Origin of the sequence: Blautia sp. Marseille-P2398, from assembly GCF_964240315.1 — a bacterium.
Taxonomy (GTDB): domain Bacteria; phylum Bacillota; class Clostridia; order Lachnospirales; family Lachnospiraceae; genus Blautia_A; species Blautia_A wexlerae.
The window spans coordinates 26,222-49,332 of the sequence record NZ_CAXSTD010000004.1 but is presented as its reverse complement, the minus strand read 5'-3'; the positions used below and the strand labels follow the sequence as shown (position 1 = coordinate 49,332).

The 23,111-nt window shown below is 42.5% G+C and carries 22 protein-coding genes and 1 riboswitch; of the genes, 5 read left to right on the top strand and 17 right to left on the bottom strand.

Annotated elements, in window-relative coordinates:
• Positions 1–15 precede the first annotated feature (15 nt).
• From nspC to ACESZG_RS06020, 5 genes are all read right to left on the bottom strand, one after another.
• The gene (gene nspC, locus ACESZG_RS06040) at positions 16–1,137 is read right to left on the bottom strand and encodes a carboxynorspermidine decarboxylase (RefSeq protein WP_118592795.1); all 1,122 of its coding nucleotides are present in this window, start codon (positions 1,135–1,137) and stop codon (positions 16–18) included.
• The gene (locus ACESZG_RS06035) at positions 1,127–2,407 is read right to left on the bottom strand and encodes a saccharopine dehydrogenase family protein (RefSeq protein ID WP_020435602.1); all 1,281 of its coding nucleotides are present in this window, start codon (positions 2,405–2,407) and stop codon (positions 1,127–1,129) included. The genes nspC and ACESZG_RS06035 overlap by 11 nt, the downstream gene beginning before the upstream one ends.
• Positions 2,404–3,264, bottom strand: coding sequence for a polyamine aminopropyltransferase (gene speE, locus ACESZG_RS06030; protein WP_008708139.1), 861 nt, complete (start codon positions 3,262–3,264; stop codon positions 2,404–2,406). The genes ACESZG_RS06035 and speE overlap by 4 nt, the downstream gene beginning before the upstream one ends.
• A gap of 2 nt (positions 3,265–3,266) precedes the next feature.
• Entirely contained in the window at positions 3,267–4,724 is a 1,458-nt protein-coding gene (locus ACESZG_RS06025) for an aminotransferase class I/II-fold pyridoxal phosphate-dependent enzyme (protein ID WP_118592794.1), read from the bottom strand.
• A gap of 618 nt (positions 4,725–5,342) precedes the next feature.
• Entirely contained in the window at positions 5,343–5,435 is a 93-nt protein-coding gene (locus ACESZG_RS06020; RefSeq protein ID WP_319792445.1) for a DUF6783 domain-containing protein, read from the bottom strand.
• Here ACESZG_RS06020 and ACESZG_RS06015 point away from each other — a divergent pair.
• From ACESZG_RS06015 to ACESZG_RS06005, 3 genes are all read left to right on the top strand, one after another.
• Complete coding sequence (locus ACESZG_RS06015) at positions 5,412–5,465, top strand: DUF6783 domain-containing protein (RefSeq protein ID WP_319792444.1); 54 nt, start codon at positions 5,412–5,414, stop codon at positions 5,463–5,465. The two genes, ACESZG_RS06020 and ACESZG_RS06015, sit on opposite strands and share 24 nt — an antisense overlap.
• Positions 5,466–5,511: 46 nt before the next feature.
• Positions 5,512–5,592, top strand: a complete 81-nt coding sequence (locus ACESZG_RS06010) for a hypothetical protein (protein ID WP_306505412.1) — start codon at positions 5,512–5,514, stop codon at positions 5,590–5,592.
• Between the two features lie 169 nt (positions 5,593–5,761).
• Positions 5,762–5,847: riboswitch (ZMP/ZTP riboswitch) on the top strand.
• A 164-nt stretch (positions 5,848–6,011) separates the two neighbouring features.
• Positions 6,012–7,697, top strand: a complete 1,686-nt coding sequence (locus ACESZG_RS06005) for a formate--tetrahydrofolate ligase (protein ID WP_008708136.1) — start codon at positions 6,012–6,014, stop codon at positions 7,695–7,697.
• Positions 7,698–7,805: 108 nt separating this feature from the next.
• Here the strand turns inward: ACESZG_RS06005 and ACESZG_RS06000 are convergent, their stop codons facing one another.
• A complete protein-coding gene (locus ACESZG_RS06000) occupies positions 7,806–9,248 on the bottom strand; it encodes an aspartate ammonia-lyase (protein WP_008708134.1) in 1,443 nt (480 codons plus the stop codon).
• Positions 9,249–9,345: 97 nt separating this feature from the next.
• Here ACESZG_RS06000 and ACESZG_RS05995 point away from each other — a divergent pair, with 97 nt between their 5' ends.
• Positions 9,346–10,281: a LysR family transcriptional regulator gene (locus ACESZG_RS05995; protein ID WP_022380824.1), complete on the top strand. Its 936-nt coding sequence runs from the start codon at positions 9,346–9,348 to the stop codon at positions 10,279–10,281.
• A gap of 111 nt (positions 10,282–10,392) precedes the next feature.
• Here the strand turns inward: ACESZG_RS05995 and xylB are convergent, their stop codons facing one another.
• From xylB to ACESZG_RS05940, 11 genes are all read right to left on the bottom strand, one after another.
• Positions 10,393–11,850 carry a xylulokinase gene (xylB, locus tag ACESZG_RS05990; RefSeq protein WP_025578933.1) on the bottom strand — a complete coding sequence of 486 codons (1,458 nt, stop codon included), beginning with the start codon at positions 11,848–11,850 and terminating at the stop codon, positions 10,393–10,395.
• A 144-nt stretch (positions 11,851–11,994) separates the two neighbouring features.
• Positions 11,995–13,476 (bottom strand): L-fucose/L-arabinose isomerase family protein, encoded by a 1,482-nt coding sequence (locus ACESZG_RS05985; RefSeq protein ID WP_008708129.1) that lies wholly within the window; start codon positions 13,474–13,476, stop codon positions 11,995–11,997.
• A gap of 93 nt (positions 13,477–13,569) precedes the next feature.
• Positions 13,570–14,187, bottom strand: coding sequence for a DUF4867 family protein (locus ACESZG_RS05980; RefSeq protein ID WP_008708127.1), 618 nt, complete (start codon positions 14,185–14,187; stop codon positions 13,570–13,572).
• A gap of 94 nt (positions 14,188–14,281) precedes the next feature.
• Complete coding sequence (locus tag ACESZG_RS05975; RefSeq protein WP_008708125.1) at positions 14,282–15,130, bottom strand: AraC family transcriptional regulator; 849 nt, start codon at positions 15,128–15,130, stop codon at positions 14,282–14,284.
• Between the two features lie 192 nt (positions 15,131–15,322).
• Positions 15,323–15,760, bottom strand: a complete 438-nt coding sequence (locus ACESZG_RS05970; protein WP_019160637.1) for a GatB/YqeY domain-containing protein — start codon at positions 15,758–15,760, stop codon at positions 15,323–15,325.
• 156 nt (positions 15,761–15,916) lie between these two features.
• Positions 15,917–17,470, bottom strand: coding sequence for an ATP-binding protein (locus tag ACESZG_RS05965; RefSeq protein WP_161276341.1), 1,554 nt, complete (start codon positions 17,468–17,470; stop codon positions 15,917–15,919).
• Positions 17,471–17,586: 116 nt separating this feature from the next.
• Entirely contained in the window at positions 17,587–18,954 is a 1,368-nt protein-coding gene (locus tag ACESZG_RS05960) for a VWA-like domain-containing protein (RefSeq protein WP_347045914.1), read from the bottom strand.
• A gap of 21 nt (positions 18,955–18,975) precedes the next feature.
• Entirely contained in the window at positions 18,976–20,061 is a 1,086-nt protein-coding gene (locus ACESZG_RS05955) for a leucine-rich repeat protein (RefSeq protein ID WP_347062070.1), read from the bottom strand.
• A 165-nt stretch (positions 20,062–20,226) separates the two neighbouring features.
• On the bottom strand, positions 20,227–20,925 hold the full coding sequence (locus ACESZG_RS05950) for a metallophosphoesterase (RefSeq protein ID WP_195303316.1): 699 nt from the start codon (positions 20,923–20,925) through the stop codon (positions 20,227–20,229).
• Between the two features lie 31 nt (positions 20,926–20,956).
• Positions 20,957–21,475, bottom strand: coding sequence for a GNAT family N-acetyltransferase (locus ACESZG_RS05945; RefSeq protein WP_020437248.1), 519 nt, complete (start codon positions 21,473–21,475; stop codon positions 20,957–20,959).
• A gap of 76 nt (positions 21,476–21,551) precedes the next feature.
• Positions 21,552–21,788 (bottom strand): hypothetical protein, encoded by a 237-nt coding sequence (locus ACESZG_RS05940; RefSeq protein ID WP_022380801.1) that lies wholly within the window; start codon positions 21,786–21,788, stop codon positions 21,552–21,554.
• Positions 21,789–22,079: 291 nt separating this feature from the next.
• On the opposite strand from ACESZG_RS05940, the gene ACESZG_RS05935 reads away from it, so the two are divergent.
• Entirely contained in the window at positions 22,080–23,111 is a 1,032-nt protein-coding gene (locus tag ACESZG_RS05935; protein WP_025578949.1) for a 3-deoxy-7-phosphoheptulonate synthase, read from the top strand.

Below are 23,111 nucleotides of genomic sequence, written 5' to 3'. Positions count from 1 at the left end.
ATAGCCCGGCAGATATCAGGAAAGCCGGCTCTTAAAGTCTTCGTATCCGAAATGTCTGATAACCTCACACTCTCCGTCCTCATGCATAACCGCAATATCCGGCAGCGGCATACCGTTAAATGTATTATTCTTCACCATAGAATAAATCGCCATATCCATAAAATACAGCTTGTCCCCGATCCGGATCTCTCTGTCAAAGGAATAATCTCCGATTACATCTCCTGCCAGGCAGGTGCAGGAAGATAAGCGGTAGGTATATGCCTTCTCCCCTGCTTCCCCGCTGTCCTTAAGAGGCGGACGATAGGGCATCTCCAGCACATCCGGCATATGGCAGGCTGCAGAAGCATCCAAAATCAGCGTTCTGATCTCATTTTCCACAATGTCCATAACCTCTGTCACCAGATATCCGGCATTCAGGGCAACAGCCTCCCCGGGCTCCAGATAAATATCCAGATCATAGGTTTCCTTCATATGCTGAATACATTTTTCCAGGAGCTTTACATCATAATCCTCTCTGGTAATATGATGTCCGCCGCCCATATTCAGCCAGGAAACCTCAGACAGAAATTCTCCAAACTTCTCCTCTACCGCCTGCAATGTTTTCTCCAGGTCATCCGCATTCTGTTCGCAGAGCGTATGAAAATGCAGTCCGTCGATCCATTTCAGACATTCCCCGTCAAAGTTCTCTCTGGTAACCCCCAGCCTTGAACCCGGCGCACAGGGATCATAGATCGCATGATCCCCCTGAGTGGAGCATTCCGGATTAATACGGAGTCCCAGACTGGCTCTGGTACACACTTCTTTAAATTTCTTCAGCTGTGCTGTGGAATTAAAGATAATATGGTCACAGATACGATCCAGTTCCTCTATATCTTCTGTACGGTAAGCAGGGGAAAAAACATGATTCTCTTTCCCCATCTCTTCATATCCAAGCCTTGCCTCAAACAGACCGCTGGCAGTGGTACCTGCCAGATATTTTCCGATCATGGGATACAGAGCAAAGCCGGAAAACGCTTTCTGCGCCAGAAGGATCTTACACCCGGTATCCTCCTGGACTTTTTTCAAAATCTCCAGATTCTCCCGCATCTTCTTCTCATCGATCACATAGCAGGGAGTTTGCAGTTGATCAATCTTCATTGGCTTTCCAGACCTTTACCAGTTCAGGATCTTCGCAGACTTTCCATGGAAGTCCCCATTTGTTCAGTGCTTCCATATATGGATCCGGATCAAATTCTTCCACATTAAATACACCCGGCTTCTTCCACTGTCCGGTCACTACCATCATGGAACCGATCATAGCCGGAACACCTGTTGTATAGGAGATTGCCTGGGATTCCACCTCTTTATAGCATTCCTGATGATCACATACATTATAAATATAAATACTTTTCTCTTTTCCGTCCTTAACACCTGTGAAAATACAGCCGATATTTGTTTTACCCACTGTTCTCGGACCCAGAGATGCAGGATCCGGCAGAAGAGCTTTCAAAAACTGGATCGGCACGATCTCCTGTCCATTAAATTCCACAGGTGCGGTGGAAAGCATTCCTACATTTTCCAGACATTTCATATGTGTCAGATAGCTCTGTCCGAATGTCATAAAGAAACGGATCCTCTGTACTCCCGGAATATTTTTTGCCAGTGATTCAATCTCTTCATGATGAAGAAGATACATATCCTTCTTTCCTACCTCAGGGAAATCGTAGACAGATTTAAATTCCATAGGCTCTGTTTCTACCCAATGTCCGTCTTCCCAGTAGGAACCATTTGCGGAAACCTCTCGAAGATTGATCTCCGGGTTAAAGTTTGTGGCAAAAGGATATCCATGATCACCGCCGTTACAGTCCAGAATATCAATGGTATGGATTTCATCAAAATAATGCTTCAGGGCATAAGCACTGAATACACTGGTAACACCCGGATCAAAACCGGTTCCCAGAAGAGCAGTCAGTCCTGCTTCCTTAAATTTCTCATCATAAGCCCACTGCCAGGAATAATCGAAATATGCAGTAAAGCCTTTTTCTTTACATCTCTTTTCATAGATTGCACGCCATGTGGGATCTTCTGTATCCTCTGCTTCATAATTGGCAGTATCAATATAATCCGCACCGGCTTCCAGACATGCATCCATGATGGTAAGATCCTGATATGGAAGTGCCACATTCAGGACAGCATCCGGCTTATAGGCTCTGATCAATTCTGCGACCTCTGCTGCATTATCCGCATCTACCTTTGCTGTCTCAATTTTTGTCTTCGTTGTACTTTCAATCTTCTCTTTGAGTGCATCGCATTTTTCCTTTGTCCTGCTTGCGATCATAATCTCTGTAAAAACATCGCTGTTCTGACAGCATTTGCGAATTGCCACTGAAGCTACCCCACCACATCCGATTACCAATAATCTGCTCATAAACTGTTTTCCTCCTCTTCCAGTAAATCTTCTACATATTTTGGAAGCATAAATGCTCCTCTGTGAAGGTTTGTTGTATAATACCATGTTTCTATATTAAGATTATCAAACCTCTCCGGCCTGAAATCTTCCAGTGGATGATATTTCTTTGATGCAAATCCAAAAAGCCAGTATCCCGAGGGACAGGTAGGGATATGTGCCTGATAAACCCTGCTCACCGGAAATGACCGGAAAACCTTTCTGTGCATCTTTCTGCATTCCACCTCATCCTCATCATAAAAAGGACTTCCATGCTGATAAACCATGATTCCGTCATCTCTGAGAGCCTTATAACAGCTTCCGTAGAATTCCTTTGTAAAAAGTCCCTCTGTATGTCCCAGCGGATCTGTGGAATCATTGATGATCAGGTCATATCTGGCCTTTTTATTCCGCAGGAACCGAAGGCCGTCTTCATAATAAATGTTGACTCTCTCATCCTTCAGTCCCTGGGCAATATCCGGAAACATCTCCGCACATACATCCACAAACATTTTATCGGATTCCACCACATCAATGCTCTCAATCTGTGGATAATGGATCAGTTCTCTGGCAACTCCACCGTCACCGCCGCCGATGATCAGAACATTTTTTACATTGGGATGTACTGTCATTGGCACATGCGTGACCATTTCATCATAAATAAATTCATCCTTGTCAGAAAATACGATCTCACCGTCCAGAGCCACAAATCTTCCAAATTCTTCAGACTCAAACACATCGATTCTCTGAAATTCACTTTCCCCTGAAAATAACTGTCGGTTAATCCGGACAGAAAGCTTTACATTTCCTGTATGGAACTCGGAATACCATAATTCCATGATCAGATACCCCCTTTCAGGACCTGAAGATTTTCTACCTTCGGATCCTCCATTCCCTGCATGGAACAGCCTTTGTCTCTTGCATAAAGAATGTATTCTACAATTTCCTGTGTCACCATTTCTCCAGGAGCAAGAATCGGGATTCCCGGAGGATAACACATAACAAATTCACCGCTGATCCTGCCTGCCGCCTGTTCCATGGGCAGAGATTCTTTCTCCGCATAAAATGCCTGCTGTGGAGACGCCACCACTGCAGGTGCGATATATTCCCCGGAAAGCATACCTGTGCTGTCCTTCTTATACAGACGTTCAATATCAGCCAGTGCCCCTACCAGTCTCTCAATATCCTGAAGCCTGTCTCCGATGGAAATGTAAGCCAGAATATTACAGATATCTCCAAACTCAATCTGAATATCATATTCATCTCTGAGAAGATCATAAACTTCAATACCTGCCAGCCCATTTCCCAGTGTATAAATGGAGAGTTTTGTAACATCAAAATCAAAAACACTGGTTCCATTGATCAGATCCATACCATATGCATAATAACCGCCGATCTCATTGATCTCCTCTCTGGCATACTGCGCCATCCCTGCAACCTTTTCAAAGGCTTCCTCTCCCCTGAGTGCCAGATTTCTTCTGGAGATATCCAGACTGGACAACAGAAGATAAGAAGCGCTTGTGGTCTGAGTCAGATTGATGATCTGGCGCACTTTCTCTGCATTCATACTCTTATTCAAAAGCAGCAGCGAACTCTGTGTCAGACTTCCGCCGGATTTGTGCATGGAAACTGCCGCCATGTCAGCACCTGCCGCCATTCCGGATACAGGAAGGTTTCTGCCGAAATAAAGATGGGTTCCATGAGCCTCATCTGCCAGCACCTTCATTCCTCTTGCATGAGCCTTCTTTACGATAGTCCGCAGATCCGAACAGATTCCATAATAGGTAGGGTTATTTACAAGAACTGCCACCGCATCCGGATTCTCATCCATAGCCTTCTCCACCTGACTGACTTCCATGCCAAGGGAAATGCCCAGCTGCGCATTCACCTCCGGGTTTACATAAACCGGAATTGCACCGCACAGTACCAGGGCATTGATGGCACTTTTATGTACATTTCGCGGCAGAATGATCTTATCCCCTGCCTTGCAGACAGACAGGATCATGCTCTGCACTGCAGATGTGGTTCCTCCTACCATAAGGAATGCATGCGCTGCGCCAAAAGCATCTGCTGCAAGCTCCTCCGCTTCTCTGATCACCGAAACCGGGTGGCAGAGATTGTCCAGCGGCTTCATAGAATTAACATCCAGCCCCACACATTTCTCTCCCAGCAACTGTGCAAGCTCCGGATTTCCTCTTCCTCTTTTATGTCCCGGCACATCAAAGGGAACGACTCTCTTCTTTCGGAAACGTTCCAGTGCTTCATATATGGGCGCATGCTGTTGTCTTTCATAATCCATTTGACATGTTCCTCTTTTCCTGTCGTCATGTACCGGCAAATACAGTTCTATCATTCAGCAATTGTATACTGCCTCAAACCGGCACAATGATTCAATTATTTCTCTATATATTCAAGTCGAACGCATGTGAGACACATCCTCGCAAAGCGTTTATCTCCAACCATATCCTTTATATTTGCTATATCTGCACAAAAAAGAAGCAGATAAGTTCATTCACCATCTGCTTCTCTCATGATCTATAGAATTTCTCAGGCTCTGTCTCTTTATATACTGACCGGATTTCCCGTATAAATCCGTCTGTATCCTGTGCCTGTTCCCGTATTCTGAAATATTCATGACTGCTGTCGTCTTCAATCGCTGGCAAATATATGCTATGCTCTTATTGACCGTTTCACAAGATGATGTGTGCTTACGCACTGATTATTATAAAGTAATCAACTTATAAAATTTGAGCTTCTAACTCAATCAATAATGTGGTGTCTCCCACCCGGCAACTGCCCCGCCTGTCCGTATGGCTTAACATTCAGAAACTGTCTCTGAATGTGAGCAAATATTTGCATGAAAACGATAGTGTCTTTTCATACTAAAGATGAGAATAACATATCTTCTGAACTGTTGTCAATTCCATTTTCCATATTTTGCACTAGAGCGTGTCTGAAAAAGGCTTTCTGCAAGATGTGCGTCACAATTTGTGGGATATTTTGCCCGGATGAGGGCGCCGTAGCGGGCTACGGCAACTGAATTCGGGTGAAATATCCCGCAAAGTGGGGGCGTACAGATTGCGGGAATGATTTTTCAGACACGCTCTAGCTTTACCCGCTTTTTATATTTTCTTCATTTATCAGGGAAAACTGTGTTTATTTTTTAACAATTTCTTTCCTTGAGAAAACGTATTTTCTTTCATGACCAGGGATTACGATTCTCTTCTCTTATCAATTTGCACAACTTTTATCCAGTTTACTCACATTTTTTGACGTTTCAACAAAATTTTCTTGACATTTTTTTCTCAAAATGATATATTGTATTCATCAATTGAAAGAACCTTCGAGTACTGACGGAAAGAGTGGAGTGCAAACCACGTGGAGTCGGAGGTTTGTGGGAGCCGACCGTCTGGGCAGTATTTGAAATATTCAGATACTGGCCTTTTTTTATAACTTTCAGGGCAGAAATCAGGAATACCAGGCAGACCGGCCAATACTTCTTTCAATTAATAATTGTTGCTGATCGCGGAGTGAACAGCAACAGAAGTTTTTCATGTTATGCGGAAACGAAAGGAGAAAAACAATTATGGGATTCAAATCAGACATTGAAATTGCACAGGAATGCGAGATGCTTCCAATTACTCAGATCGCAGAGAAAGCAGGTATTGACGACAAATATCTGGAGCAGTACGGAAAATACAAAGCAAAAATCGACTACAATCTTCTGAAAGAAAGTGATAAGAAGGATGGAAAATTAATCCTCGTTACAGCTATCAACCCAACTCCAGCAGGAGAAGGTAAAACTACTACTACTGTAGGTCTTGCAGATGGTATGCAGAGACTTGGCAAGAGTGTTATGGTAGCTCTTCGTGAGCCATCCTTAGGACCGGTATTCGGTGTAAAAGGTGGTGCAGCAGGCGGCGGATATGCACAGGTTGTTCCTATGGAAGATATTAACCTTCACTTCACAGGTGACTTCCATGCCATTGGCGCAGCTAACAACTTACTGGCAGCTATGATCGATAACCATATCTTCCAGGGCAATGCATTAAACATCGACCCACGTAAGATCACATGGAGAAGATGTGTAGATATGAACGACCGTCAGCTTCGTAACGTAGTAGATGGTCTTGGCGGAAAGACAAACGGTATGCCTCGTGAAGACGGATACGACATCACAGTTGCATCTGAAATCATGGCAGTTCTCTGTCTTGCAAGCGACATCAAAGACCTGAAAGAAAGATTATCCAAGATCATCATCGGATATACATACGGAAAAGTTTCCGAGCAGAAACCTGTAACAGCAGGTGACCTTCACGCAGAAGGCGCTATGACAGCCCTGTTAAAAGATGCTCTGAAACCAAACCTTGTACAGACTCTGGAACACGTTCCTGCAATCGTACATGGCGGACCATTCGCAAACATCGCTCATGGATGTAACTCTGTAACAGCTACAAAGATGGCTATGAAGCTTGCTGATTATGCAATCACAGAAGCTGGTTTCGGTGCTGACCTTGGTGCTGAGAAATTCCTTGATATCAAATGCCGTATGGCTGGTTTAAAACCAAGCGCAGTTGTAATCGTAGCTACAGTACGTGCCCTGAAATACAACGGCGGCGTTGCTAAAGCTGACCTTAACAATGAAAACCTGGAAGCTCTTGAAAAAGGTATCCCGAACCTGTTAAAACACGTTTCCAACATCAAAAACGTATACAAACTTCCATGTGTTGTTGCTATCAACGCATTCCCTACAGATACAAAAGCAGAGCTTGACTTTGTAGAAGCTAAATGTAAAGAACTGGGCGTTAACGTTGCTCTTTCTGAAGTATGGGCAAAAGGCGGCGAAGGCGGAATCAAACTTGCAGAAGAAGTTATCCGTCTTGTTGAAGAACCAAACGACTTCTCCTATGCATATGAACTGGAAGGTTCTATCGAAGACAAACTGAACCAGATCGTTCAGAAAGTATATGGCGGTAAGAAAGTAGTTCTGACAGCTAACGCTCAGAAACAGGCGAAACAGTTAGAAGCTCTTGGATTCGGCAACTGCCCGATCTGTGTAGCTAAGACTCAGTACAGCTTAACAGATGACCAGACCAAACTGGGTGCTCCTACTGACTTCGAAGTTACAGTACGTAACCTGAAGATTTCCGCTGGTGCAGGATTCATCGTAGCTCTTACAGGCGAGATCATGACAATGCCAGGTCTTCCTAAAGTTCCGGCTGCTGAGAGAATCGACGTAGACGAGACAGGTAAGATCACAGGTCTGTTCTAATCCGGTTGAAATCAATCGAATAATTCAAAAATATAAAAATCATATTTATATATGATATGTGTCCAGACGATTTTACAGGCGGGAAGATTTTCCCGCCTGTTTTTTTCTTTATTTTTTTATAAGATAATCTTTTCCGGAAATACCAGGTTCCGTCATATGGATCGGATCCAGAATGCGATTAAGTTCATCCTCGTCCATAAGCTTTTCTTTCAGAATCAGACTTCTTACAGATTCGCCTGTCTTAATTGCCTTTTTTGCAATATCCGCAGCCTTCTGATATCCAAGATGGGGGCTGATTGCAGTGATAATACCTACACTGTTTTCTACCAGATAACGGCATCTTTCTTCATTTGCCGTAATTCCTACAATACAATTATCCACCAATGTCTGGACTGCATAGCCAAGAGTATCGATAGACTGGAACATGCAATAGAAAATAATCGGCTCAAAGGCATTTAATTCCAGCTGACCAGCCTCTGCAGCCATAGTAATCGTAACATCATTACCAATAATATTAAAAGCCACCTGATTAACTACTTCAGGAATAACCGGATTGACTTTACCCGGCATAATAGAAGAGCCATTCTGTTTTGCCGGAAGATTGATTTCTCCAAATCCAGTACGAGGACCAGAGGACATAAGGCGGAGATCATTTGACATTTTGGAAAGAGTTACCGCACATGCTTTCACAGCACCGGAAACAGCTACAAATGGATCCAGATTCTGAGTGGAATCAATCAGATCAAAAGCCTGTATAAAGTCCATTCCCGATATTTCAGTGAGATTTGGAACAATTCTTCTCAGATAGCCCTCATCTGCATTAATTCCTGTTCCAATAGCAGTACCTCCCATATTAAGAGTCCGCATTTCATCCATTGCTTTATCCATTCTGTGGATATCACGCATGATCGCTACCGAATATGCCTTAAATTCCTGTCCCAGACGAATTGGTACTGCATCCTGCATCTGTGTACGCCCCATTTTTATTATGTGATCAAACTCTGTAGCTTTTTCATTAAGAGCATCATAGAGGCGAAGAAGCTGTTTTTTCAGATTCTGCAACAAACGAAGAGAAGTCATTTTACCGGCAGTAGGAATAACGTCATTGGTAGACTGTCCACAATTCACATCATCGTTAGGATTTATAATTGTATAATCGCCCTTTTTTCCTCCCAGTATCTCAATCGCGCGATTTGCAATTACTTCATTGGCATTCATATTTAAAGATGTGCCAGCTCCTCCCTGAACAGGATCCACAATAAATTCATTATGGAATTTTCCTGAAACAATTTCATCACATGCCTGGACAATCGCCTGTGCTTTTTTCTTCTCAAGAAGCCCCACCTCACAATTGGTTATCGCTGCTGCTTTTTTTATGTATGCAAGACTGTTAATAATTTCCGGATGCATATTCAGCCCCGTAATGTGGAAATTTTCAGCCGCACGTAAGGATTGTACTCCATAATATACATCTTCCGGAATATCCTTTACACCAATAGAATCCCTTTCTACACGATAGTCTGTTTTTTTCATAGTTATTCGCCCTCCCATGTATTTGCCCTCATTATATATCTCTGCTATAATATAATCAAATACATATATTTTTATAAAATATATAGTGTTTAAGTTATATATCGGAGGAGTTTATATGTTTCAGGGAATGGAATACATCTATGAGGTATACAAGGAAAAAAGCTTTTCCAAAGCTGCTGCTGCTCTTTTCATTTCGCAGCCTTCTTTAAGTGCAAATGTAAAACGTGTGGAAAACCGCATTGGTTATCCTATTTTTGATCGAAGTACCAAACCTTTACAGTTAACTGAAGTCGGAAAACATTATATACAGGCTATTGAAAAAGTCATGGATATTGAAAATAATCTCGAAAACTACCTACTGGATCTGGGAAATCTCAAAACAGGAACTCTTAATGTAGGTGGCAGTAACTTTTTTTCTTCGTGGATTCTGCCTCCCCTTATTGCTGATTTTTCCCAAAAATTCCCCCATGTTCAAATTTCTCTTGTAGAAGAAAGTACAGCAAAGCTATCCCAGTTTCTCCAGGCCGGAAAGTTAGATCTGGTGATTGATAACTGTATTCTGGATAACCAGATTTTTGAACATTATATCTACCAGAAAGAACAACTTCTTCTAGCGGTTCCCAAAAATTATTCAGTAAATACCAGACTGCAGGAATATCAGATTCCTATTGAGGAAATCCGGAACGGGCAGTTCCGTTCTTCTCATATTCCTTCTGTTCCATTAAACAAATTCGAGAACGAACCATTTATTATTCTTCGTTCAGATAATGATACCGGTAAGCGTGCACTTACCATTTGTCAGGAAAATCACTTTTCGCCTTCTGTAGTATTTCGCCTGGATCAGCAGATGACTGCCTATAATATTGCATGTTTGGGAATGGGTATCACTTTCATCGGGGATCTTCTGCTCTCCAGAGTTCCAACAAATTCAGAACTTGTTTTTTATAAGCTGCCCGGTCAGAGCAGTAAACGCACTGTGTTTTTTTACTGGAAGAAAGGCCGCTATATCAGCAGAGCCATGGAAGAATTCCTGAAGCTGCCCTTTTCCTGATATGTCATAATCAAATAGGTTATGGTGATTGGTTATCATCAGATGTACGTCAAAATGGGGTTGTTGTGCTAAATAAGCACAACAACCCCAGTATGTCAGGCAGATATTCGATTAGAACAATGGCTTCATCGCCGGATACAGAGTTCTGAACTTCTGATATCTCTCTTCATATTTTGCAACCAGTTCAGGATCCGGTTCTACCGTATCAACAACTTTGGCAAATTTCTTACCGATGGTTTCTACATCCGGGTAAGCACCACAGCCTACTGCTGCCAGCATAGCTCCACCCATGGACGGTCCTTCTTCGTTCTCCAGAACATCAACCTTCAGGTTCATAACGTTTGCAATGATCTTCTTCCACAGTGGGCTCTTAGCTCCACCACCGCAGATCTTGGTTCTCTCAATCTTGATTCCAAGGTTTCTTGCAACTTCCAGGGAATCACGAAGACCAAAGGCAACACCTTCCAGAACAGCCTGTGTCATGTCTGCTCTTGTGCTGTCCATGGACATTCCGAAGAATACACCTCTTGCATCAGGATTATTATGAGGTGAACGTTCTCCCATCAAATATGGAAGGAAGAATACATGATTCTCTCCCAGCTTCTGAATTGGAGCCTGCTCTGCTGCGAAATCCTTTGTCTGAAGAATCTCCTCTGCCCACCATTTGTTACAGGAAGCTGCGCTGAGCATGCATCCCATCAGATGATAGCTTCCATCTGCATGACAGAAAGAATGAAGTGCGTTATTTTCGTCCACACCAAAGTTTTTACTGGAAATAAACACAGTTCCGGATGTTCCAAGAGAAATATTACACTGACCGTCACCAACTGTACCTGTTCCTACAGCAGCTGCCGCATTGTCACCTGCACCTGCAACAACTTTTACATTCTCACTGAATCCAAGTTCTTTCGCAATCTCAGGTTTCAGAGTTCCTACTACTTCCCAACTCTCATACAGTTTCGGAAGCTGCTCTTCTGTGATTCCACAGATCTCCAGCATTTCTTTTGACCAGCAGCGGTTCTTCACATCAAGAAGAAGCATACCGGAAGCATCAGAAACATCTGTACAAAAAGAACCGGACAGACGATATGCCAGATAATCCTTAGGAAGCATAATCTTTACTACCTTCTTAAAGTTCTCAGGCTCATTTTTCTGCATCCAGAGGATCTTCGGTGCTGTGAAGCCTGCGAAAGCAATATTTGCTGTATACTGTGAAAGTTTGTCTTTTCCGATCACTGTATTCAGATATTCTGTCTCTTCGCCTGTACGTCCGTCATTCCAGAGGATTGCAGGACGGATCACATTATCATCCTTGTCAAGTGTTACCAGACCATGCATCTGGCCGCCAAAACCAATTCCTGCTACCTGCGCTCTGTCGATATCCTTTGTCAGCTCTTTCATACCTTCCATACTCTGCGCAAACCAGTCTTCCGGTTTCTGCTCAGACCAGCCCGGATGTGGGAAGAATAAAGGATATTCTCTGGATACGATGTTACAGATTTTTCCTGATTCTTCCATAAGAAGAAGTTTTACAGCGGAAGTACCAAGATCAATACCGATATAATACATAAGTGCTCTCCTTTTCTATTTCTAATCTAATACATCCCAGAGCAAAGCCCCGGGATGCCTTTAATATAGTGTCAGTTTATTTATTCTGTATTCAGATTCATTCACTTCACATGAACATTAATCATCCGTTTTACTGATTTCTCATTAACCCCATGGATTTTCTGTCGGGTATCTTACGCCTGCCGGCTGGTTATAGCCAATCTTCTTAACATCCAGTCCAAGGAATTTCACTACCTCATAGAATGCTTTTCCGTAATGTCCAAACATAACTGCTCCATGATGCGGATAGTTGCCCTCGATCAGTACGTGACGGTAGAATCTTCCCATTTCTTTGATTGCGAAAATACCGATACCACCGAATGATCTTGTAGGTACATCCAGTACTTCACCTTCTGCAACATAAGAAACCAGCTCGCCCTCGGAATTGCACTGTAAACGATAGAATGTAATGTCAGATGCAGCGATATCACCTTCAAGAGTTCCTCTTGTGAAGTCTGGTTCAGATCCTGCCGGCTCAAGAAGTCTGTGCTGGATCAGCTGATATTTAACAGCTCTGGAATCACACATCTTGCATGCAGGAGTATTTCCACAATGGAATCCCATAAATGTATCAGTAAGCTTATAATCGTATTTTCCTTTAATATCTTCATCATAGATATACTGTGGAACAGAGTTGTTGATATCAAGCAGTGTAACTGCATCATTGGAAATGCAAAGTCCGATGTACTCGCTGAGTGCTCCGTAGATATCAACCTCACAGGATACCGGAATTCCTCTGGAAACCAGACGGCTATTTACATAGCAAGGTTCAAATCCAAACTGTGACGGGAATGCAGGCCAACATTTGTCAGCAAATGCAACGTATTTTCTTGCTCCCTTATGAGCCTCTGCCCAGTCAAGAAGTGTAAGCTCAAACTGTGCCATTTTCACATTAAGGTCAGCATAATATTTGCCTTCGCCCATCTCTTTTGCCATATCTGCACAAACTTCCGGGATACGAGGATCATTTTCATGCTCTTTGAAAGAAACAAGAAGATCAAGCTCTGAGTTCTCTTCAATCTCAACACCCAGCTCATAGAGGCCTTTAATAGGTGCGTTGCATGCGAAGAAGTCCTGTGGACGTGGTCCGAAAGTAATGATCTTAAGATTGCTGACACCGATGACTGCACGTGCAACCGGTACGAAATCAGCGATCATCTTTGCAATATCATCTGCTGTTCCAACAGGATATTCCGGAATATATGCTTTCAGATGACGCATTTTTAAGTTGTAGGAGCAGTTAAGCATACCACAGTAAGCATCACCTCTGCCGTTGATCATATCACCGTCACCTTCTGCTGCTGCTACATACATACAAGGTCCGTCAAATCTCTCTGCGATCAGAGTTTCAGGAGTTTCAGGTCCGAAGTTTCCAAGGAAAACAACCAGCGCATTACACTCTGCTTTGTTTACATCTTCAAGAGCTTTCTCCATATCCTTCTCGTTCTCAACAGTTACAGGACATTCATAAAGTTCACCTTTATAAGTTTCCTTGATTGCTGCACGTCTCTTTTCAGAAAGCTGAATCGGAAAACAGTCACGGCTTACTGCGATTAATCCAAGTTTTACTACTGGTATATTGTTCATAATATAAATTCCTCCATATTTGATATGTATTTATATGATTTTGTTATTCATTTACTATATTCTGATACTCTACTGCCACAGATTCCGAGCAACTCAGTCAATGGTGATATTCTCTCCACGAAGTCCGTTTACTGCACCCTCGATTGCCGCATCTTCATGTGCAATGAGCCATTTGTTCTTAGCTGTCAGCAGGCTGTCCTCGCCTGTCTTAGCTGTCTCAAATGTAAGATCTGTATTGGTTCCTGCCGGAAGTACGACTACACACTGGAAACCGCCATCCTGTACATTGCATGGCGCATAATGAAGTGTAGTTGCATATACTTCAATACCTGTTCCTGCAGGTACCAGGAATGCTTCGATCTTAGAAGTATCATATGTAAAATCATCTGTGATATCCTGCTGACTTCCGATAAGCAGCACCAGATCTGTTACCGCTACATTGATCTCTGAACTGCGGTGATATTCTACTGCATTTAATTTCTTATTATGTCCGTTGCAGTATCCAATTTCGATCGGGATTCCGCCAAATCCTTTATTCTGCAGTGCTTTTGCTACATCCAGAGCTTCCAGCTCCTCAACAGATGGTACATAAACCACATCATCCGGAACCGGTGTATGTTTCATTTCTTTGAGAAGAGCACTGAAGTCATACCCTTCAAGCACCTTTCCATATTTACGGAAGGAAGCATCTGTTACATTCTGAATTTTCACTTCAAAAACCTCCTTATATTCTGTAGATATTACGTTTTCTTGACTGTGCTTAGAATATATCAGAATAAAGGGTACTTTTCGCCAGTTTTCTTGTCTAATCTATAGCGTTTTTTTGACCTTTTTCATTTATCTGTTTTCGCATCTCACTTGGAAGTACCCCATATCTTTTCTGAAATTCCCCGGAAAAACCCCTGCTGCTGCAAAATCCATTATCTAGTGCAATCTGACTAATTGTATGGTCTGTATTCAGCAAATCCCTGTACGCATATGCCATACGGATATCCTGCAGATAAGTTTTATAGTTGATTTTTGCATATTTTTGGAACATTCGCGACAAATATGCATCCGAGTATCCAAAAGTAGCCGCCACATCAGAAAGCTTCAGTTCCTCCCTGTAATGCTCACGCATATATGTGGTGATTTTTGACAATGCATCCAGACGGCGGCTGTGTCGGATATCCTTCTCCCTGGTCTCTGTCACACGGTAATCCTTCACCAGGATATACATAATCTCGTAAAAAATAGAAATTGTCCGGAACTCATATCCAATTTTCCGCTCGGAATACACATGATATAATTTACGAAGCAAAGAAGCCAGTTTCTTATCCACCAGCTCCTCCTGCCCCCGAAAACGGATATATCTCTGGGCAGTAAAATAATTCTCAAACTGTTTCAGAGGAATCTGCAGAACTACTGTTTTATTTTTCTCCACAGCATGGATAGAGTGGGTCTCATTGGAATTAATGATTATCTGCTCTCCAGCTTTCAGCGGATATTCATCCTTATTTACAAAAAAATCCAGGCGCCCCTCCATCACAGCAAAAATCTCTACAGACGTATGCCAGTGCTTCTCACGCACATAATTGCCATTTCCTCCTTCAAAAAGAAAAACCTTAAACGGAAATCCCTCATTAGGAATGATCAGTTCATGCTGAAACTCCATATATATATTCACCTCCTAATAAAATACCGCAGTATCCGGACATTCCAGCATACTGCGGCTATTTTGATAACTATCCAGCTTTCTGCATACCAAATCTGCTGGATGATCCTATTCTTCACATAGTCCCACCCACTGCTTATTGCTTTTCGCAATTGAAGCAGGGGACTTACTTGATTCGGTTAAGATAACACATTATTTGCAGAGCTCTGCCACAACCTGATTAATCACCTTTCCGTCTGCTTTTCCCTTCATATCAGCCATAACAGCCTTCATGATCTGACCCTTATTTTTCGTCGCAATCACATCTGCAAATTTTTCTTCCAGATATGCTTTTACCTCTGCTGCATCCATCTGTTTTGGCGCATATTTGGCAATCACATCATACCTTGCCTGATATTCAGCCTTCAGATCCTCACGGCTTTCCGGACAGGTATCCAGCTGTTCTTTTACAGTTTTCAACTCCTTCAAAATAACTCTGTCCACCAGATCACTCTTAATCTCATCACGGCATCCCTCATCAATCGCTACCTTCTTTACCGCAGAGATCAGAGAGGAGACTGCTTCTTTTGTTACTTTATCTTTGGCTTTCATAGCTGCAACCATATCTTTTCTTAATACTTCTAATTCCATTTTATATTCCTCCTCGTTTTTTCTAGTGATTCCATATCGTTCTACTGCTGCACAGTCAAATGCGCCTGCATTCCTGATATTTTTCACTCAAATCATAATTCTATTCATCAGCATACCACGATTTATCTGAAAATCCAATGCTAATTGGCATAAAAATTAATTTTTTAGTCCCCGCTTCATCGTGTTCTCCAGTTCCTCCATTTGTCCCAAGATCAGTTTCTGTCTGTCATCAAACAGTAGTCCCTTGTTGTGACGGTAATACTGGTCAGAACCATTTTCCCGGATAAACCAGATACTGTAAAAGTTTGCATTCAGTTCCGTAATAAATGCTACCATTTCCTGGCTGTCACCAAAGGCTGCTTCCATAAAATCAAAAACATTCTGAAGCGTCTGAGAGATATATTCTGTCTGAGTTTCCAGACTGTCAGCCTCCGTTGCAAAAGCTGTTTTTGCCCGCTCATAGGTATCTTTTTCTGAAATTTCAACAGCTTTATTATTCTCTGTTTTATCTTCAGAACCAGTTTCTCCCCTCAGTTCTATCCATAATTTCTCAAGAAAATCCACTGTACGGATAAATACTTTTTCTTCATTTTTAGTGAGAAGCTCAGATTTTTTTGCAGTCTGAAAATCATTTTCTGCCTTTTTATAAATGGATTCCAGCGTCATTTCCGGAAGGTTATCTCTGTATTCTGTCATGTAACCATAGAGCTTTGTCACATAGGCATCCATAAAATAACAGTCTGCAAATAACTGGCTGAGCTTTCCGTTCAGCAGACCAACAATACTCAGATGCTCATCCAGTGAAGCATTGCGGATCTTACCCAGAGTGATGGGTGTCCATTTACCCTGAAGCAGATCCTCCACTGCATAGTCTGTCTTATACTTATTGTATAATGCCAGATATGCGGCAAAATCTTTTGCGATCATTGGATGCTGGATATACTGATATACCACCTCTCTATCCACTTCTTTATCCAGTGTTTCATATACCTGTATCAGCCTGGAAAGATCTTCCCAGCCTCTGGCAGTGGCAAAAATCCGTCCGTCTACTGTGTTCTCCATTCTGTAGAAATTCTTTCTGCGAAGCTCCAGATAAGAGATAACAGCCGGATGGATTCCCTGCTCATAGGCATATTCTTTCCACACTTCAAAATCCGGCTGCACATCAATCCTCTTGATTCTGTCAAGGGTTACTACGTCAAATTCGCGGACAGATTTATTGTATTCCGGCGGGTTTCCTGCTGTCACGATCACCCATCCTTCCGGTACTTTCTGATTGCCAAATGTCTTTCCCTGAAGAAACTGCAGCATCATAGGCGCCAAGGTCTCTGATACGCAGTTAATCTCATCAATAAAAAGAATTCCTTCTCTGAGACCTGTTTTTTCCATCTTTTCATAGACAGAGGCAATAATCTCACTCATAGTATATTCTGTGACAGAAAAAGTCTCCTGACCAAAGGTTTTCTCTTTGATAAACGGCAGTCCTACTGCACTCTGACGGGTGTGATGTGTGATAGTATAAGATACCAGACCTACCTTACATTCCCTGGCGATCTGTTCCATAATCTGCGTCTTTCCAATACCCGGTGCCCCCATAAGGAGAATTGGTCTCTGGCGTATGGCCGGGATCAGATATTCTCCAAATTCATCCTTCGCAAGGTATGCTTCTATTGAGTCCTTTATCTCCTGTTTTGCTCGCTTTATATCCATAATATAAATCCTTTCCTGCTGAACACTTCTTACTTTTACTCAGTTTTCTCATTTCCTTGATATCCACAAATTGCTCCGCGATTTGCAGCTCCCGCAATTATAATTTTCTCTCTTCATTACCTGTCTGGCTTCTCAAAATCATCCTCATCCAAAATCAGTTTCATGGCCCATACCGGTACATCCACATCTCTGTAATTATCCTGCATAAACACAAACACAGTCTTATATGACGGCATTTTCTTCGGGTAAATTCCGAATCCGTCTGTAAAATAGATCATCCCTTTCAGGTTATGAAATTCATGCTGTTCCAACAGTTTATCCACCCATTCAAATGCAGGCCTGAAATCTGTTCCGCCATCTCCATACAGTTCCAGATGTTCCATATAGTCTTTCATTTCTTTCTGAGAAGTAATCTTTTTATCTGTGTGGACTTTCTCATCACACTGAATGATGTGCACATTTATTTTTGTAAAAAAGCTCTCACTCTCACTAAGTACACTGTAGGTTTCCTCCAGAAACTTTCTCACCAGTTCTCCTGAACAGGACATGGAAGTATCGATGACGATCACAAATTCCTCTATCTTCTTAACATCTTTGGATTCCAGTGGTTCGATCAGCGGCATGTTTCCATAGAGACGCAGACCATAGGTGTAGAAATTGTAATCAAAACTGTCATCATCCACTGCCAGTTCTTCATGAAAAACTGCAAATTTCCGCAGGAATTCTCTGTAATCATACCGGCTTCTGTTCTCTGTTTTTATCTGCTCCAGGAAATCTCCGTCCCGCTCACCTGCCTCCTGGGAAAAGGTTTCCAGATCCGTCTCGATTCCATCATTGATCTCCCCCCATTTGCGGCTGAGCATGGGATTCGGTTTCTGATCCGGTTTCTTACTTTCCCAGTATCTGTGGTCATCTGTGCGAAATTCCTGTTCCAGATTTGTAAGATCCTTTTCGTTCAGATTCCATTCTGACAATATTTTATATACTCTCTGTGCGTTGAGGGTTTTTCCCTCTTTTTCAAGGAGACGGTAGGTTTCCCTTCGCAAAAGACTGCGTGAGAAACGGATACTCCGATAGTTCATCCCATCTATCATATGCTCCACTGAAATGTCACAACTCAGATCACGCATACGTTCCTGGATTGTGATTCCATCGTCTGCCCTCTTCTTACCTTCTGTACCGCTCCATGCAAAATGCCGGAAAATACAGTGGAATACCATATGCAGATACCCTCTGTTCACCAGAATCCTGTTCTCTCTATATAAGCCTCCCAGCATCTGCGGCTGGAAATACATCACTCTTCCATCCGTTCCAAATCCATGGACCTGACCATCCATCTGATAAGAAAAACTGCTCAGCGCCACATCCAAAAACCGCATTCCCAGATATAATTCATCCCGCGCAGCCCTGAGAATACTGCTGCCGATTTCCTGCAAACGCTCTGCTCTTTCTGCTATTTCCTGTATTTTATCCTCTGGCTGCATCATTATTTTCCTCTATATCTATCACAGTTCAAACCTCTTTTTTCTTAGTATAGTTCTTCTATTCAAAGATTTTTCTGTAGTTTGTGATTGTTCATTTTTCCCCTGCTCTGTCCTGTCAGCTTCCTGACTATTTTGCAGCTTATCCACATCTATACGTTCACTTCCTGCCGTATTATCCACCAGATTTGCTCTTTCATTCATCAAAAATGCGGATACTTCCGTTTCTTTTCTCTTAGATGCACAATCTAACGCAGAATCCATTCCTTCCAGTGTCCAGAGTTTTTGCGAGGATATCACTTCCAATCTGTGCATATCCTCCTGTTTTACCAGATATTCTGCAATATCTCCCAGATTCTTACGGATATATTCCCTGTAATTCTCCCTGGCTTTCCCGGTCAGTTCATAAGGAAACTCCAGTCTGCCAAATGACATATCAACCAGAACTTCCAGCTTATCCATGGCTACCGCCATTTCAAAAAGCCTGTCATATTCCTGATAATTCAGCTCCTTATCATAAAAACACTGCCTGTAATTACTGCCTGATCCATGATATTCCGTATACAAAATACGCGCCGGAGTGTTCTCAACCGCCTCATCATAATGCTCCGGAAATACAAGTCTGGCTTCTTCATACTCATAAAGAAAGTTTACATCTATCCTCTGCCACATCTCGCCCAGCATTTCCTTAACGCCTGACTTCTTTCCCTGTCTCATATGAACAGTCAGCTTCTCCAATGCATGGCAGCCTGTAAATGCACCACAGCCTATCTGCATCAGGCTGTCAGAAAACTCCAGCTTTTTCAGATTCCCGCAGCCATAAAAAATATATCGTCCAATCTCTTTTAAAGTGTAAGGAAAAACAATCTCCTCCACGTCATTTCCTGCCAGAACATGCTCTTCTCTGCCAAACCCAAGACCCTCTGACACTTCCCACAGGCTGGCATTTTTCAGTTCTTCTTTCTCATCCATATGACTGGAGAATGCATACGGTGCCGCACTGATCACCAATTTGCCATCTATCATTCCCGGAATCTCAACTCTGCCCTCTATTCCAAAACACCGCAGAATTTCAATCCCGCCAGATTTCTCTCTGTAGTAAATCTTCATTTTCTCATTTCTCCCCGAAGATATTTTCTCTCAAAGCACATAAAATCATCCCTGAAAAGTATAATACTTCCCAGGGATTTTTTCTATACTACTGATGCTTAATATTAAACAGATATTCGCACTCCACTACCCACCTATAATCGAATACCGATATAAAGATTACCATTAGCGTAATACTGGCTCCGGTTTAAAGTTCAGATAATCTCCTGACACCAGCTTGTACTCTATTCCATCCACATAGCCTTTAAAGCTGTCATCATACCGCTTCTCTCCATGACAGTGAGAATAGATCACCTTCTCGGCGCCAAATTCCTGTGCCATCAGGGTAAACGGACTCTCCATCTCTCCAATACTTGTAGGTGGATAATGAAGAAACATGATAAACTTCTCATATCCTGCTGCCTTCGCCGCTTCAAAAGAGCAACGCAGCCGCCCCAACTCCCGCTCTCGGATCTTCAGAAAATGCTCATAGCTGTCTTTTCCTTCATAACAGTAGCCTTTGGTTCCCACCAGTGCATAATCCTCATATGTATAAAAATTATTCTGCAAAAATTCCAGCTTTCCTCTGAACATCTCATTCAGATTTTCTGTTTTCTTCGCATCCCAGAACATATCGTGATTTCCCCGAAGCAGGATCTTCCTGCCCGGCAGAGCCATAATAAAATCCAGATCCGCCTGACACTCTGCAAGATCTCTCCCCCAGGAATGATCTCCTGTAATTACTACTGTATCATTCTCTGTTACTTTTCTCTTCCAGTATTTCTCGATCTTAACCACATGATTCTTCCATCTTTTATCAAATACATCCATAGGTTTATTGACTGTAAACGAAAGATGAAAATCACCGATTGCATATAGGCTCATTGTACACTCTCCTGTCTGTTCTGCTCGTTAATTATCTTCCAATCTCGATGCTCATGGCATGCCAGGCTTCTCCGCCCCAGGTGGAGTTTGCCTGACCCAGATCTGTAAAGCCGAATTTCTCATACATCTTCACTTTTTCATCCAGACAGGTGAGGAAAAGTTTCTTTCGTCCTTTTTGTGCTTCCTTCTGGCAGTATCGGGATACCAGTTCACGTCCCAGTCCCTGCATACGATATTCCGGACGGACATCCAGACCCAGAAGCATGATATTTTTGCCTTCAGGATTACTCAGGGAAATATCTGTGAAGAATTCGTCTCTGAAAGCCTCCTCATCTGTAGGAACTCCATTAAGAAATGCAGCCAGCTTTCCGGTTTCCTTATCCTCAGCTACCAGAAATGTTTCTGCTGTTGCTTTTATTCTCTCTGTCAGACTTTTCGGGGAACATGCCTCATTTGGCGGGAAACAGATCTGCTCGATCTCTATCGCCTGCTGTGTCTCCTCCGGTCTGATACATCTGAATTCAAATCTATCCATATTGTTTGTACTCATTTTTATATCCTTCTCCTGTTATCTTGTTATTTCCTGCATATTCGCAATCTGCCAGTTTCCCATATAGTTGTTTTATCTACATCGGGCAGCTTCTCTTTGATTTCTCATCCAGATCTTCCCGTACGTAGTGTGCATTAAACTCCATGTTAATGTCGCGGATTTCCTTCGTACCATCAATATATTCCTGATACATCTCTGCCAGTCCCGCCATACAGCCATCACAGCTTGCAGAAATATTCCCAAAAGATTCTTCCACAATCTGTTTTCTTTCCTCTCTGGTTGTATCCTTTATCAGAATACTCTTAATCTCCATAACATTCACCCCGGCTTTCTTTGGTATTCTTTTGATATTTCTTTCCTAATACCTTTTATTTGATTGTAACATCTGAAAGCATTTTTGTGAAGCTAAGAAACAGGCATAAAAAACGGTCTGATTACATTTTCTCAAAATATGTCGATTTAAAGTGCTAAAGTACTGGAATTTTAGATAACACCATGTTATACTTGTGAAGGAAAATATGCAGGCAGTCCGGTCAGGTACAAAATATTTCTGACTTCCGGCATTATGAAAGATCTGCATGTACTTATATGGAGGAAATAAATCATGTCTATGAAAATTAATCACGAGCTCCCTTTACCGGAGGTTCTGAAATCTCAGTACCCTCTCAGCCAGGAACTCAAAGAAGTAAAAAAACAGCGCGATGAAGAAATACGCCGTATCTTCACCGGTGAATCAGATAAATTTATCGTCCTTGTAGGACCTTGTTCCGCTGATAACGAAGATACAGTCTGCGAATATGTACGCAAACTGAAAACAGTGGCAGATAAAGTCTCTGACAAACTGATGATCATCCCGCGAGTCTATACAAATAAGCCCCGTACCACAGGTGACGGTTACAAAGGAATGCTTCATCAGCCAGATCCTGATAAGGCTCCTGACCTTCTTGCCGGAATTATTGCTATCCGCAAGATGCACATGAGAGTTATGCAGGAGACAGGACTCTCTTCTGCAGATGAGATGCTTTATCCTGAAAACCGCAGCTATCTGGATGATATTCTCTCCTATGAAGCTGTAGGTGCACGTTCTGTGGAGAACCAGCAGCATCGTCTCACTGCCAGTGGCATGGATATTCCTGTCGGTATGAAGAATCCTACCAGCGGTGATCTCTCTGTTATGCTGAATTCCGTCACTGCTGCACAGCATCCACACCACTTCATCTACAGAGGAAATGATGTGGAAACTTCAGGAAATGATCTGGCACACACTATTCTCAGAGGTGGTGTAAACCAGTACGGACAGACTATTCCTAACTACCACTATGAAGATCTGATGAGTCTGTCTGCTCTGTATGCAAAAAAAGATCTTAAGAACCCTGCCATCATCATAGATGCCAACCACTCAAACTCCAACAAACAATACAAGGAACAGATCCGTATTGTTTCAGAAGTACTTCACAGCCGCAACTATAATCCAGACCTCAGAAAGCTGGTTAAAGGTGTTATGATCGAAAGTTACCTTCTCGAAGGCCGCCAGGATATCAGTGATCATATGACTCCTGGCTGTTCCATCACAGATCCTTGCCTCGGATGGGAAGATACAGAACGGCTTATCTATGATATTGCTGAGAAATGCTGA